Source organism: Streptomyces sp. NBC_00414, assembly GCF_036038375.1.
Classification (GTDB): domain Bacteria; phylum Actinomycetota; class Actinomycetes; order Streptomycetales; family Streptomycetaceae; genus Streptomyces.
The window spans coordinates 4,589,846-4,602,264 of the sequence record NZ_CP107935.1; the positions used below are offsets into that span (position 1 = coordinate 4,589,846).

Here is a 12,419-nt window from a genome sequence, read left to right on the forward strand (position 1 = left end):
TACCAGCATAAAGGAACTTGTATGCACGAGTATACGAGCACCGCGCGGGTCTGGGGACTCACTTGCCCAGGTTTCCCGGAAGAGGTCAGCAGGGCCCGCCGCTGGACACGGGACATCCTCAGAGGCTCGCCACTGGCCGACGACGCCGAACTGATCGTGAGCGAACTGAGCGCGAACGCGATCCTGCACACCGCCAGCGGCCGGCAGTCGGGCAGCTTTCATCTGGCTCTCGCGATCTCACCGCAGATGGTTGCCCTGTCGGTCACGGATGCCGGAGGTACTGGCCGGGCCCCGAAGGTCGAGCATCAGGACCAGGAGGCGGAACACGGCCGGGGCCTGAGCATGGTCAGCGCGATCGCCCACCGGGTCGTGGTCCACGACAGCGACGGAGGCCACACGGTCACCGCGGAACTCTTCACCGGGGTCCGCCCAGGAGGCCACCCATGCTGACGAATGAACCGCAGTGGGGCTACTGGTGCGAGTGCTGGACGGAAGACCTCGCCGCGGGAACGACACCGGAGCTCCGAGCATCCTTCGACGCGCACTCAGCACCGCAGGCAGATCGGTGGGTAGCGGTGGCCCTCCGCACGATCTCACCGGCACTCGACGCCGACGCGTCCGACGAGGCTTGGGGGTGGCTCTACGAGGGACGCACCCAGACCCGGCAAGCGCTCTTACGCATGCAACCCTGCACGGTCTCAGTGGCCCACGCCAGCACCCGCATCACCTGGACCATCCGCCCGGTCCTCTTCCTGCCACTCGCACACCGACAGGGCATCGAACTCCCAGCCTGCGCATACGACTTCAAGCCCCAGCAGCCCGACTGAGTTACAACTTTCTCTACTGGTTCAAGGCGGCTCGCTCCGCTCCCCGCGCGCGGCACGGCCCCCGGCCGGGCCTGCGCTCCTGTCTCCGCCCCGCTCCAGCCCAGCCGGCGCCCGTGCCGCGCTCAAAGCATTCAGCCCGCTTGACGCCAGAGAAGAGGTACGCCGTGGCTGGGTCAGTCGGCTCCACGGCTTTAGTCACCTCCCCGCTCCGGCAGCCTAAGGATAATCAGCACTCGTGGGGATAACACGACGAGTTAATTCCTTCGCACGGTAACGAACAGGGTTGAAGACTTTTACACCTCTTGAGGCCAGCGGAGTTAGGTCGAGACCATCAGGACAGCCATTCAGCGACACATGCTTCAGGTTGGGCAGATCTAGTATTTCCGAGATGTCTTCAAGGTGATGAGCGTGATCTATCGACACTTTAGAGAGGTTCTTGAACGAGCTGATTTTCGGAAGCTTAGAACCCTGCCACCTATCCAGGTAAAGATGCGACAGGTTTGGCATACTGAGAGATTCACCGGAATCAATCACCTTGGATCCGGTAAGGTCGAGAACTTCAATGGACGGACTATTGAATTCCGACAGCGAGACCCCGGCAGTGTAGTCTTGAATTCCGAGCCACTGCAGCTCGGATGACCTCAGAAAATCGCGCAACCCATCGATGCCACCTGGACTCTCTAGAACGAGAGTCCGCAAACTACCAAGGCGAAGCAAAGGGCTTACATCCTGTAGCTGGCTACATTTTCGCAGAATGAGCCACTTCAGCCTTTCCTGACTCCAGACAGGTTCAAAATCCCCTACCTCGGTCAAGTGCCCCAGGCCGAGCAAGCGTAGGTCCAGAGTGCGCAGAGGGCCCAGATCTGTCATCCCTTCAACCCAGGCCCGAAACTCGCTCAGACTGGAAAGGCGCTCCACCCAGCAAAGGTCGTCAATTTCGTCACTCACCAAGATGACGTCTTCTAGTCGCGTATGATTACCGAGTTCGCGATGATCGACGTCTAGTATTTCCCCATGGAACCTTTTAGTCAGGCTGCGAACTGGCTCCAGCATCGAGGCGTCGGGCACCATTCCATCGAATTCCAATGCCTGAACTTGTGGCAGACGTTGGACGTATGGAAGGTGCTCAGAGTTACTGAGGGACAGAACCCCATCGACCAAAGGGACGTGTGACAGAACTTTCTGAGCATACTCCTCAGAGTCATAATGGCCCCAACCCATTATCAGCTGCTGCTGAACCAGCTTTCTGGAATCCGAGGCATACTTACTCAGAAGCTCTAGCGCTTCTGGACCGTTAATAGAGTAAGCCGACCTGACTACATTAGCGGCAGTGGCATGCGTCAGCCCTAATAGGCTATTAGGAAAGAAGCGCAGTACTGCATCACCAGCTCTCGGCAGCGAGTTAGCCTCGCTTTCATTCCTTGGCGGAATTAGGCTACTCAAACACTCGTCGAGCCTGCTGGATAGCTCACGAGGTATGTCAGGCATCGTTTCAAAACAGGCCGACACGAGCAGGCGCAAAGGCCTCCGATATCTGGGCTCAGTTTCGATCCGACGCAGCAGCCCATCTACGAGTTCACGCCTCAGCGGACTATTTGCATGTCCTGCGGCCATAATGACAGTATCGCGCCACTGATCCAAGTGCGCTTTGGCTACCAAAGGCTCAACGTCGCCATCTTCAGAAGCCTGCCTGGCAGTCAGGTACTCCTGAAATGTTCGATGAATGAAATCGATTCTCCCAAGAATCGGCTCCCGAATTACGCCGCTCCGCTGGATTAAATGATCAAGCACAGAATCAGCCGAATAATTGAGATGCGGCATTGCCTTGATCTTCTCTTGCACGCGTCGCTGAACGGCACTTTTGGCCATCTCGGAACGATTAGTCATGGAGAGACACCAAGCAATGTCTTGGAGAATAACAACTTTCTGACGTCGCTCCAGAGAGACCTCAAGGTAACTGGGAATCTGCCTCTCAGCATCCCGCCTCTCAAGCAACATTTCCAGGGCCGCCGCGTAGACCCCCATGCGATCTCGGGGAAGTTGCATACGCCGGTCAAGATTCAGCGCACACAACATGGCCGCTAGAAGCGGTGTAGTGGCCAACGCCTGCAAGTGCGGCTGACTACCGAGTCGTCGCAAAAGAGCCCTTTGATAACCCGGCAGCTCGCCAGGTTTGCATGGATACACTCCGGAATCCAGAACGGCTGCATGCCAATGAGTGATGAATTCTCGGACGTCGGCCGATGTCATGCGCTCTAACTGAGCCGAGCGGAAACCTTCAGCGTCCAGCCAAGAAGAAGCCGCAGCAGACGGGCGCGAAGTCACGACTATCCTCAGTTCCGGATACGCCGCGATAATCGACCTCAGCCATGCCCGAATTTTTGGACGTCGTCGTCCTGAAAGTTCATCAACTCCGTCAACTAGAAGAAGAGCGCGTCCGGTTGCTAGTTGCCGATGTACCCAACCCGCAGGCATTATCCCGGCAATACTTGGAGTTGTGGCGCGCACGAATTCTTCTGGAGCAGGCAATTCCCCATCCGAATGGCTACGCAGCTTAATCAGGAAGGGAACCATTCCATTCCATGACGCCAACTCGCGTTTAAAAGTAGAACGGGATGCGGATGTCGCAATCCAGTGTAGGAGGGTACTCTTCCCAGAGCCGGCCTCACCCCTGATGAGATTGCGAGGACTTCCCGCTAACACGCTTTCTACACGTAAGGATTTTCCGGATCCCAATATTTCTACGGGTCCATCAGATCCAGGCCTCACGTCATCCGAGTCTTCCTCAGATTCCCATTCATTGGTGACACTGAGGCTTATGTAGGCGATACTGAGAGTCGCTCGCGGCGTAAAGTTGCTTACCGGCACGCCGAAAACTTCAACCTCACTCAGCGAGTCTGACAATAGGCGTAGATAACGGTTTTTAAATTCGCCGTCAAATTCCTCACCATCCGGCGACTCCAAACGCCGAACAGGTAAGCGGCTAAGCGCAAGTGACACGTTTGCAGAAATCACCGAAAGGCGACTCAGCGCCTCGCTTGCGGCTCTTGGAGTGTATTGCGGGAGGAGCTGGACAATCTGTACCAGGCATTCGCAGCACTCCTGGATGACTAGTTCGTAGAATCTTTCCCCCGCTTCAGAGAGTCCCAGACGCACCAGTCTTTTTCGGTTTCCTGCGACAATGGAGCGGGCTAGGCTAGATCCCTCACCGTCAGCCTGGAATACGGAGTCATCTGACAGATCAGACAGAGACAGGGACCGAGTAGCTTCAGCTATCGCGGCCAATTTGTCATTTTCACTGAGCGATCCGTATTCGATTTCCGCCATTACTTTAATTCGCTCAGCTACCGAGTCGGATATATCGTCCAACTGGCGCTCAAGTCGGCGGCGAGAAAAAGCATCCCGGAAGTTCAACCCTATAAGTTCAGTAAGGGGCTTGGAGCGATCCGCCGCGCTTCTGCGATTTGACAGCCACTGTCGACCTGCCCGATCAACAACCACGCGACCAACGCTCACAGCTGCAGTCTCAAGCAAAGCCATGCTCTCAGCCCCCCACCTCTGAAGCAACTCTGCACGAGTATGCCAGCGTGCCCACATCATCGTGTAGAGATCAGAGAATCCACTGCTGTGAGCTGTCGTCCTCACATGCTTCAGAGTTCTGGTGCGGATGGCGTAGTTCGACATCGTCTCCAACCAGAGACCACCGGTGCCGAGGTGTCTGACCTGATGGCAAAGCCTGATCCATTCCATCGGCGGGCCCACGCGTACCACAAGCGCACAAGACCGAGTGGGGAACAACGCGGAATCACAGTGAAGGATCACGACCGAATCGTTCGCCCAGGTCAGCGCCCGAATCCGCCATAGATGATCGCAACTTCCCAAGTTGAGGGCTCAGGCACCGTCAGCATGTGCCAGCCATCGTTGCTGCTCTGCGACGGCACTGACAGCGTGGCTGAGGCTGGTGGGGGTGCAGCGAGGCATACGCGCGCCTGGTCCGTCGCACCCGTCGTCGTGGCTGACTGTCGTCGACAGAGGTTCGTGCCACTACCGTGCCAGAAGCAAAGGAGAGCGCTGCACAGTGCAGCCGCGGTCATAGAGATGCCTCCGGCGGGGGCGCTCCGACTCCGGGATGGAGGGGGCGCCGCTGGCGGGTGTCGGCCGAGTGGGGTGTGCGTGGGGAGCTCTCATCCCGTCCACCGCCGACCCAGGCAGAGCCGAGCAGACGCGGTTCAGGGGCGTCAAGGTCGTTCGTACAGTGGCGCGCTCCACCTTGACGCCCCTGAACCACGCCTGCTCCACGGTGTGTGGGTCGACGGCAGACGGGATGAGAGCTGGGGACAGTGGTGGGCTGAGTCTGTGTGGAGAGTGCAAGTAGACCCCTGGTGAGCCGAGAAGAACTGATTGTTGGAGTCAAGGCAATGGTCTGCCCCGTCAGCGACTGATCTCTATAGAGCTACGAAGAAGACTTCTTGACATCCACGGCTGACATCAACGACGTCGGACGGGAGCGAACGCCAGCAACCCTGGCCGGCCATCGCACCAGTCGATGACAGCCGACGAACCGTGCTGGGATCGAACTCCTAAAGCGGGTGTCGCAGGTTCGAATCCTGCCGGGGGCACCAGTTCTGAAGGGGGTCACCTCCGGGTTTCCGGAGGTGACCCCCTTCTGGCATCCAGAACTGACGTCGGGCGGGGGTTCGATGATCGGCCCGTATCGAAGCCGCAGGTAACCTGCCCACGCCCCAGCCGCTCTCCCGAGGAGGTGGTAGAAGGCGGCGGGCCCTCTCTGGTCAGCCCGCGGTCGTCCATGCGTCTGGGCTCGGTGCCAGTATCGCGGCGACCACCGCGTGGGACGACGTCATTACATCGGCGACGAATCGCAGGCGGCCTATGTCGAGCCGGCGTAGTGCCGGACCGTGGTCTGCGGCGACGACGAGAGAGATCGCGAGCAGAAGAAGTCGCCACAGCTCCATCGTCGGGCGGCGCAGCGCGCGGGGCAGCTCCGTCAAAGGGGCGTGCAGTCGCTCGCAGTGGAAGGGCACGTGGCGTTCCTCGTCGGACAGGATCCGCCCCGCCACGTCCGAGGTGAGCGCGTCGTCGGTGCCGTCGCGCAGAGCCCGGTAGTAACGCAGCGCCACCACTTCCGCGACCATCAGTACCAGCAGTTCCATGCGCAGGCCCGTGAGCCGCCGCAGCCGTACGAAGACCGCGTCGCTCCAGTGCCCGGTCGACGTCGGTATGCCTCCCGCGGCCAGCAGTCGGGCGAGCAGCCGGGCGTGGTTCTGTTCCTCGGCAATGAAGAGCCTGACCGCCTGCGCGTAGTCGGCGTCGCCGGTCTCATCCGCTTTGCCGACGAGGTTGGCACCGTCTCCGTCCTCGCCGACCTGGAAGCGCTGGATGCTGGCCCACACCGTCGGATGCAGTGTCGCGGTCCGTCCCCAGTCCGGGTCACTCTGGGCGCACCTGCGCTCGCGCTCGTCCTCGAACCGCCTTGTCCACTTGGCGAAGCCGCTCGTACGCACCCGGTCTCCCCTCTCCGGGACCCGTCCGTGCCCCGGAGAGGGACGACGCGTGCGGACATCAAACCGTTCCCCGTGCCGCCGGGCGCCCAGAGTGCGTACCTGCTCGTGAACTGCCGCTTTCGCAGCGCAGGTTGATGTCAGTAGTCGGCTGTATCAGCGTTGGCTCCGCTGGTTCAGGTTGGTTCGGGCGGTGTTGCGGATTCGCTTGGTCCGGCCCCGGGTGGCGAGGAGTTCCAGCGCGGCCGTGTTCGAAGACTCGGACGTTTTCAGCTGGGCCCAGTCGGATGATTCGAGCAGGGCCTCCGAATGCCACGGCCGCCCCAGGGTTACGGCCCGGAGAAGGGACCATTCGTCGAGGCGCCGGGTCAGGAACGGATGGCGCGCCGTGGCCCGCCTCATCCTCTCTGCCCAGGATTCGTAGGCGGAGCCGGAGTGGAGGTCGGCGGCCCGGTGGTCCAGGTGCCGCAGGACTGCGGACTGTGCCATCGTCCGGTCCGAGTCGGTGAGGACCGCGCTGACCAGGTCTTCCTCGTCGGCCTCCGAGACCTGCCCGAGCCCGCTCAGGTAGTCCCGGAAGCGAAGGTGCTCGGCAGGCTCGTTCTGCCGCGGAACGTCGTGGTCGTCCATGTGCCTTGGGCCTGTCGCTCGAAATCAGGCCTGGGCCCGAGCCGAACGATGCTCGTAGCCAAGGATGTCGTGCAGCCAACGGTCGAAGTAGCGCGCCTCACCCTGCTCGTCGCCCTCGACGGCCAGCCACTCACGGGCGGCGGTGACCATGTGTGCCTCGGCTCGGTCCGCCTCCGCGGGCCGGAGCTCAGCCCGATCCGTCAGCTCACCCCACAGGAGCGCGAGCCAGTTGCCTGCTTCGTCGCCGTCGTCGACGGGGAGCCCGCCACTGGCAAGGCCCAAGATCTCCAACGCCGGTTCGTACGGTGAGGCGTCGCCGTTCAGCATCGTCGCCGCACACGCACGGACCGCCGCCCGAAAAGCCTCCGAGTCCTTCATCTTGTGGAGGATAGGCGACGCGGTTCTTGTGACTACGCTGCACGGCATGTCGACCGAAGCCAGGCCCCTTTGTCCGGAGTGCGGCGGGCAGTTGAAGGCCGGTGGCATGGTCCTCTGCAAGCGCGAGGACGACGGCCGACGTGTCTGCCGGCTGCTCTGGAAGTGCGTCGGCCGGCACGTCTGGTGGACGTGGTCCGATCGTCCGGGCGACGAGCTGGAGCCCTGCCCGCATCCGCAGTTGTTCGGCGGATGACATCCATCTCTCCGCCCGACCTGCCCTACCTGCCCTAGGGGTACGGGTGTTCCTCGGGATCGAGGTCATCCGGTTCCTCCTCGTCCAGGCCCATGTGCCGGCGCAACGCCCCCAGCACGGACTCAGGCGTGTCATCGCGCAGGAAGCACGAGAACACGGTCTCGTAGTGGTCGCTCACGGAGCGCATTGTGCAGGCGGCCACTGACATCCCCTCGCCCGGCAGTGGGAATAGGACTGGTCACTCACCGGACGTCCGGAACTCGGGATACGCTCACCGCCTTTGCGGCGGCGTCGATCACCTGTCTGCTCGTTCTAAGTGTTCCGGGGGAACCATGAGGACCTTCACGCGTGCATCCGTGTCGCGGAGAGTGGCCGGCACGGCCGTCGTCGTTCTGCTGTTCGGTGGGGGTGCCGAGGGCTGTGGGACGGGCACCGAGGGTGGCTCCGTGGCGGAGGAGGCGCCGGAGGTTACCCCCGCCGAAGCCGTGGCGAAGGCTGCGGAGAACACCGCGGACATCACGTCCCTTCGTTACCGGGTCACCGGGACCCTGCCGAAGACCGGCCGGCTGAAGGTCGAGGCGTCCATGAGCACGGCCCCCTCCGCCATGAGCATGGAAATGATCGCGGTCGATCGGCCGCAGGCACCTCGGACGGTGGTCCGGTACGTCGACAGCACGCTGTACGTCAGCGGCAGCGCGGTCGACCTGACGAAGCTGGACGGCAAACGCTGGTTCAGCGCCGCCCCGGCGATGTGGGGCCGCTATTCGGTGGACAACAACACCTACCGCGTACTGCCCCACCAGATCGAGGGGAGTCCGATCGTGCAGTCCACGATCCTCACCGGCTCCAGGCATCCGCGGAAGGTCGGGACCGAGACGGTCGACGGCACCCGGACCACCCACTACCGGGGCACAGTCACCGTTGCGGGGTTGCAGGCCGCCCGTGACGCCGCCGTGGACAAGAAGTCACGGGAGCGCCAGATCAAGAGCCTCGATCAGTTCATCGGGCTGGGCCTCGACAAGGCACTCACCATGGATCTGTGGATCGACGAGGACGACCGCGCCAAGCGGTTCCGCCTGCGGGGCGCGACCTACGAGGCGCGCTTCAGCGCCGACGGGAAGCCGCTCAAGCCGGTCGTCGGCAAACCCCTCGACATGACCTTCACCCTCCTCGAAATCAACCAGCCGGTCGCCGTCAAGGCCCCATCGGCGAAGGAGACCGCGGATCTCGGAGCGTCGGCGGACGCTCAGGCCGGCTGAGCGGCACCCCGGAGACCCGGCGGCGCGTCGAGTGAAGGGCCTTGCGTCACCGGGGTGTCGCACCCTCAGGACAGTCGGGAAACAAGGCATTGCTCCGGTTGCGCTCCGGTGCGAGGATCTTGGAACTTCACGCAACCAATGGGGGGTTTGTCATGGCGCTGTTCGGAAACGCCCACACCGTCGATCCGGCGAAAGCACAGAACGACTACGCGCGACTGCTCGGACAGAACGAGCAGGTGCACGCCGCTTTCCAGTTGATACGCGACACCATCCTCTTCACCGACCGTCGCCTCATCCTGGTCGACAAGCAGGGCATCACCGGCAAGAAGACGGAGTACCACTCCGTTCCGTACCGGAGCATCACGCACTTCGCCGTCGAGACCGCGGGCACGTTCGATCTCGACGCCGAGCTGAAGATCTGGCTCTCCGGCTCGCCCACGCCGATCCAGAAGACCTTCACCAAGGGCGTCGACATCTACGAAGTCCAGGCGATCCTGACCCAGTTCGTGGCGCGATAGCCGGAGCGGCACAGGAGTACGGCGTGGCGTGACAGTCGTCGTCTGTCACGCCACCCCGACTGTCACGCCGCGTCGTCTGTCACGCCACCCCGACCGTCACGCCGCATCGGCTGTCACGCCGCGTCGCGCTCAGGTGTCGGAGACAGTGACGGTGGCCGTACGGGCCTGAGTCCCGGTGCCAGCGTCAGCGTGACCGTGATCGACGCCGCCGCCATCGCCGCCATCGCCGTTGCCGGTGACGTCAGTTGGGCCGCTGTGCCGGCCAGCGCCGCGCCCACGCCCTGCATCGCCAGCATGCCGGACGAGTGCAATCCCAGTGCGTGGCCCGCCAGTTCGGGCGGCGTGACGGCCATGAGGCGTTCCTGCTGGAGCAGGCTCGCGCCGAAGCCGATCGAGGCCAGGGCGGCGAGGGCCGCGGCCAGGGACGGGCGCGGGTGCAGAAGGAAGAGCAGGTACGGGGCCGCCAGGAGCAGGAGCAGGGGTACTCCGAGCCGGGGGCGCAGCGCCGGTCCGGTGAAGCGGGCCACCGTCACGTCCCCGGTCAGCATGCCCAGCGCCGCGCACGCGAAGAGCGGACCCGCGTGCTCGGGTGCGTACGAGACGTAGAGGGACTCGCAGCCGACGATCAGGCCGTTGGGGAGCCAGAGCGCCAGGTAGAGGTGGCGGCGGGGGCCCGGGGCGAGCAGGGTCGCGTTCGTGCGCCAGGTCGCGCCTGTCGACGGGCGGCCCGTCGCTCTCGGCGGGCGGGGGGTCAGGGCGCAGCGGGCTGTCATCGCGGCCGCCGCGTACAGGGCCGCCGCCGTGAGCAGGGTGCCGCGCGGGGACAGGAGCGTGATCAGGACGCCTCCGGTGGCGTATCCGATGATCTGCGTGATCCCGTTCGCCATGTTGAAGACCGAACGGCCCACGATGTAGCCGTCCTTGGGCAGGATCTCGTTCAGCAGGCCCCAGCGGACGCCGCCGCTCAGGGAGGCCACCAGGCCGAGGGCGAGGATCAGGGCGAAGAGTGTCCAGAGGGGGGCGGGGAGCGCCAGGAGGGCCGTACCCGCCGCGAACGCCAGCGCGGTGCCCGTCATCGTGGCGCGCGGTGGCAGGCGGTCGGCCGCCGACAGGAGCGTGGTCGCGCCCAGGACCTGGGCGAGCGACGGGCCGAACATGCTCAGGGCCGACAGGAGAGGCGAGTCCGTGGCCCGGTAGACCAGCGTGCCGAGCGCGAGACCGCTCATCGTCTGGGCGGCCACCTGCGCCGAGGAGGCCAGGAAGAGGGGTGTGAACTCCGGGGTGCGGAAGAGGGACCGGTACGTCGTGGGCATGTCCCGGAGTCTCCGACCCGCGCCGGAGGGGCCGTTACTCTTTCGCGTCTGTGCGAAACCACCTGACCACGACACCACGTGACCACGACATCACGTGACCACGTGACCACGACCCCGAGGAGGCTGCCGCGATGGGCTGGTGGCAGGTCAGTGCCGACACGCTCGCCGGCAGTCGCTTCGTGGTCTCGCCGCTCGCGGAGACCTTCGCCTGTCTGAAGGCGCTGCACTCCAGGAGCGCCGCGCATCCCGGCGAACGGGTCTGGCTCGCCACCCATCTGCCCGCCTACGAGGGGTGGTTGGCGGCCGAGCCCGTCACGGCCGCCCTCGTCCGGGCCGGGCTCGGGCCCGAGTGGATCGCCGACTTCCTCACGCCCACCCCGCGGGGCGAGGAGGACTTCGCCGCGGAGGTCGCCCGGGTGCGCGAAGCCTCCCCCGAGGCCGCCCGCGCCCACCTGGCCGTCGCCCTGCGCGGCCCGCTGCCCGCGATCCTCCGCGACCGCGACGACCTCCCCGGACGCGCCGCGGACCTGCTCACCCGCGTATGGACCGAGGCCGTACGCCCCGACTGGCACCGTCGCCGCCGCGTGCTCGAAGCGGATGTCGTGGCCCGCACCGCCCGGCTGAGCCAGGAGGGCTGGGCCGCCGCGCTCGGCGCGATGCGGCCGGGTATGCGCTGGCTCGGCGAGAACCGGCTGCAGGTCAACCTGCACGAGTATCCGCCGCGCGAGATCTCGGGCGCGGAACTGGTCTTCGTACCGGTGACTCCGCAGCGGCACGGGTGGGTGTCGTGGGAGGTCTCGGGGGAGGAGCCCCACCGGTACGCCGTCGTGTATCCGTGCTCGGGCGTGCTGGCGCATGCCCGGCCGGCGGCGGATGCCCCCACGTCCGCCGCTCCCGAAGGGCTCGCCCGGCTGCTCGGCGGTGCGCGGGCCGATGTGCTCGTCCTCCTCGGCTCCCCCATGAGTACGAGCCAGCTGGTCGCCGTCACCGGGCAGGGGCTCGGCTCGGTCGGCCGTCATCTGAAGGTCCTGCTCGATGCCCGGCTGGTACGGCGGAGGCGTTCGGGGCGGTCGGTCCTCTACTACCGGACGGCCGTGGGCGAGGTCCTGGTCGGGGCACAGGGCGGCGCCCCCGCGTCGGCCGACCGGAGTTAGCATCCGTTCATGACTACTGACAACACCGGTACCTCCGCGTCCGCCGCCTCGGGCGCCTCCGTCCTCGACGTCGACATCGATGCTCTGCAGGGCGGTTCCGCGGACCTCGGCCAGTACAAGGGCCAGGCCGTGCTCGTCGTCAACGTGGCCTCCAAGTGCGGTCTCACCCCCCAGTACGCGGGCCTGGAGCGGCTGCAGGAGCGGTACGCGGCGCAGGGCTTCACCGTGCTCGGGGTGCCGTGCAACCAGTTCATGGGCCAGGAGCCCGGCTCGTCCGAGGAGATCGCGGAGTTCTGCTCGGCGACCTACGGCGTGACCTTCCCGCTGACCGAGAAGGTCGACGTGAACGGCGACGGACGCCACACCCTGTACGAGCGGCTCACCGGCTTCGCGGACGGCGAGGGGCACAGCGGCGACATCCGCTGGAACTTCGAGAAGTTCCTGATCGGCCGGGACGGCGCGGTGGTCGCCCGCTTCTCGCCGCAGACCGAGCCGGAGTCCGCCGAGGTCGTGTCGGCGGTCGAGGCCCAGCTCGGCTGAGCACGCCATCCGGACCGGCTGAGCGTCG

Annotated in this window: 13 protein-coding genes; 7 read left to right on the top strand and 6 right to left on the bottom strand. The window is 64.6% G+C overall.

The features are described from left to right. Nucleotides 1–21 precede the first annotated feature (21 nt). Both OHS59_RS19685 and OHS59_RS19690 read left to right on the top strand, forming a co-directional pair. Nucleotides 22–450 (top strand): ATP-binding protein, encoded by a 429-nt coding sequence (locus OHS59_RS19685; protein ID WP_210880944.1) that lies wholly within the window; start codon nt 22–24, stop codon nt 448–450. Next, entirely contained in the window at nt 444–827 is a 384-nt protein-coding gene (locus OHS59_RS19690) for a hypothetical protein (RefSeq protein WP_328494718.1), read from the top strand. Before OHS59_RS19685 ends, OHS59_RS19690 begins: the two co-directional genes overlap by 7 nt. A gap of 216 nt (nt 828–1,043) precedes the next feature. Here OHS59_RS19690 and OHS59_RS19695 read toward each other — a convergent pair whose 3' ends face one another. The 4 genes from OHS59_RS19695 to OHS59_RS19710 all read right to left on the bottom strand — a co-directional run bounded on the left by OHS59_RS19695 (nt 1,044) and on the right by OHS59_RS19710 (nt 7,354). Further along, on the bottom strand, nt 1,044–4,367 hold the full coding sequence (locus OHS59_RS19695) for an NACHT domain-containing protein (RefSeq protein WP_328494719.1): 3,324 nt from the start codon (nt 4,365–4,367) through the stop codon (nt 1,044–1,046). A 1,250-nt stretch (nt 4,368–5,617) separates the two neighbouring features. After that, complete coding sequence (locus OHS59_RS19700; protein WP_328494720.1) at nt 5,618–6,349, bottom strand: ferritin-like domain-containing protein; 732 nt, start codon at nt 6,347–6,349, stop codon at nt 5,618–5,620. A gap of 153 nt (nt 6,350–6,502) precedes the next feature. After that, complete coding sequence (locus tag OHS59_RS19705; RefSeq protein WP_328494721.1) at nt 6,503–6,976, bottom strand: hypothetical protein; 474 nt, start codon at nt 6,974–6,976, stop codon at nt 6,503–6,505. 24 nt (nt 6,977–7,000) lie between these two features. Next, nucleotides 7,001–7,354 carry a hypothetical protein gene (locus tag OHS59_RS19710; RefSeq protein ID WP_328494722.1) on the bottom strand — a complete coding sequence of 118 codons (354 nt, stop codon included), beginning with the start codon at nt 7,352–7,354 and terminating at the stop codon, nt 7,001–7,003. Nucleotides 7,355–7,400: 46 nt separating this feature from the next. On the opposite strand from OHS59_RS19710, the gene OHS59_RS19715 reads away from it, so the two are divergent. Beyond that, complete coding sequence (locus OHS59_RS19715) at nt 7,401–7,607, top strand: dehydrogenase (protein WP_328494723.1); 207 nt, start codon at nt 7,401–7,403, stop codon at nt 7,605–7,607. Between the two features lie 34 nt (nt 7,608–7,641). On the opposite strand, the gene OHS59_RS19720 is transcribed toward OHS59_RS19715, so the two are convergent. Beyond that, entirely contained in the window at nt 7,642–7,785 is a 144-nt protein-coding gene (locus tag OHS59_RS19720) for a hypothetical protein (protein WP_328494724.1), read from the bottom strand. A 178-nt stretch (nt 7,786–7,963) separates the two neighbouring features. On the opposite strand from OHS59_RS19720, the gene OHS59_RS19725 reads away from it, so the two are divergent. Together OHS59_RS19725 and OHS59_RS19730 are read left to right on the top strand one after the other, a co-directional pair. Further along, nucleotides 7,964–8,866, top strand: a complete 903-nt coding sequence (locus OHS59_RS19725) for a hypothetical protein (protein WP_328494725.1) — start codon at nt 7,964–7,966, stop codon at nt 8,864–8,866. 152 nt (nt 8,867–9,018) lie between these two features. Then, on the top strand, nt 9,019–9,384 hold the full coding sequence (locus OHS59_RS19730; protein ID WP_328494726.1) for a PH domain-containing protein: 366 nt from the start codon (nt 9,019–9,021) through the stop codon (nt 9,382–9,384). 113 nt (nt 9,385–9,497) lie between these two features. Here the strand turns inward: OHS59_RS19730 and OHS59_RS19735 are convergent, their stop codons facing one another. Continuing rightward, nucleotides 9,498–10,697, bottom strand: coding sequence for an MFS transporter (locus tag OHS59_RS19735; protein WP_328494727.1), 1,200 nt, complete (start codon nt 10,695–10,697; stop codon nt 9,498–9,500). 131 nt (nt 10,698–10,828) lie between these two features. Here OHS59_RS19735 and OHS59_RS19740 point away from each other — a divergent pair, with 131 nt between their 5' ends. Both OHS59_RS19740 and OHS59_RS19745 read left to right on the top strand, forming a co-directional pair. Further along, nucleotides 10,829–11,851, top strand: coding sequence for an ArsR family transcriptional regulator (locus tag OHS59_RS19740; RefSeq protein WP_328494728.1), 1,023 nt, complete (start codon nt 10,829–10,831; stop codon nt 11,849–11,851). A gap of 9 nt (nt 11,852–11,860) precedes the next feature. Next, entirely contained in the window at nt 11,861–12,391 is a 531-nt protein-coding gene (locus OHS59_RS19745) for a glutathione peroxidase (protein ID WP_328494729.1), read from the top strand. Nucleotides 12,392–12,419: the final 28 nt, after the last annotated feature.

Bases quoted from the DNA above. Each gene is read 5' to 3' on its own strand.
- OHS59_RS19735 (WP_328494727.1), bottom strand. From the start codon at position 10,697: ATGCCCACGACGTACCGGTCCCTCTTCCGCACCCCGGAGTTCACACCC.
- OHS59_RS19730 (WP_328494726.1), top strand. From the start codon at position 9,019: ATGGCGCTGTTCGGAAACGCCCACACCGTCGATCCGGCGAAAGCACAG.
- OHS59_RS19695 (WP_328494719.1), bottom strand. From the start codon at position 4,367: ATGGCTTTGCTTGAGACTGCAGCTGTGAGCGTTGGTCGCGTGGTTGTT.
- OHS59_RS19745 (WP_328494729.1), top strand. From the start codon at position 11,861: ATGACTACTGACAACACCGGTACCTCCGCGTCCGCCGCCTCGGGCGCC.
- OHS59_RS19690 (WP_328494718.1), top strand. From the start codon at position 444: ATGCTGACGAATGAACCGCAGTGGGGCTACTGGTGCGAGTGCTGGACG.
- OHS59_RS19715 (WP_328494723.1), top strand. From the start codon at position 7,401: ATGTCGACCGAAGCCAGGCCCCTTTGTCCGGAGTGCGGCGGGCAGTTG.
- OHS59_RS19740 (WP_328494728.1), top strand. From the start codon at position 10,829: ATGGGCTGGTGGCAGGTCAGTGCCGACACGCTCGCCGGCAGTCGCTTC.
- OHS59_RS19710 (WP_328494722.1), bottom strand. From the start codon at position 7,354: ATGAAGGACTCGGAGGCTTTTCGGGCGGCGGTCCGTGCGTGTGCGGCG.
- OHS59_RS19705 (WP_328494721.1), bottom strand. From the start codon at position 6,976: ATGGACGACCACGACGTTCCGCGGCAGAACGAGCCTGCCGAGCACCTT.
- OHS59_RS19685 (WP_210880944.1), top strand. From the start codon at position 22: ATGCACGAGTATACGAGCACCGCGCGGGTCTGGGGACTCACTTGCCCA.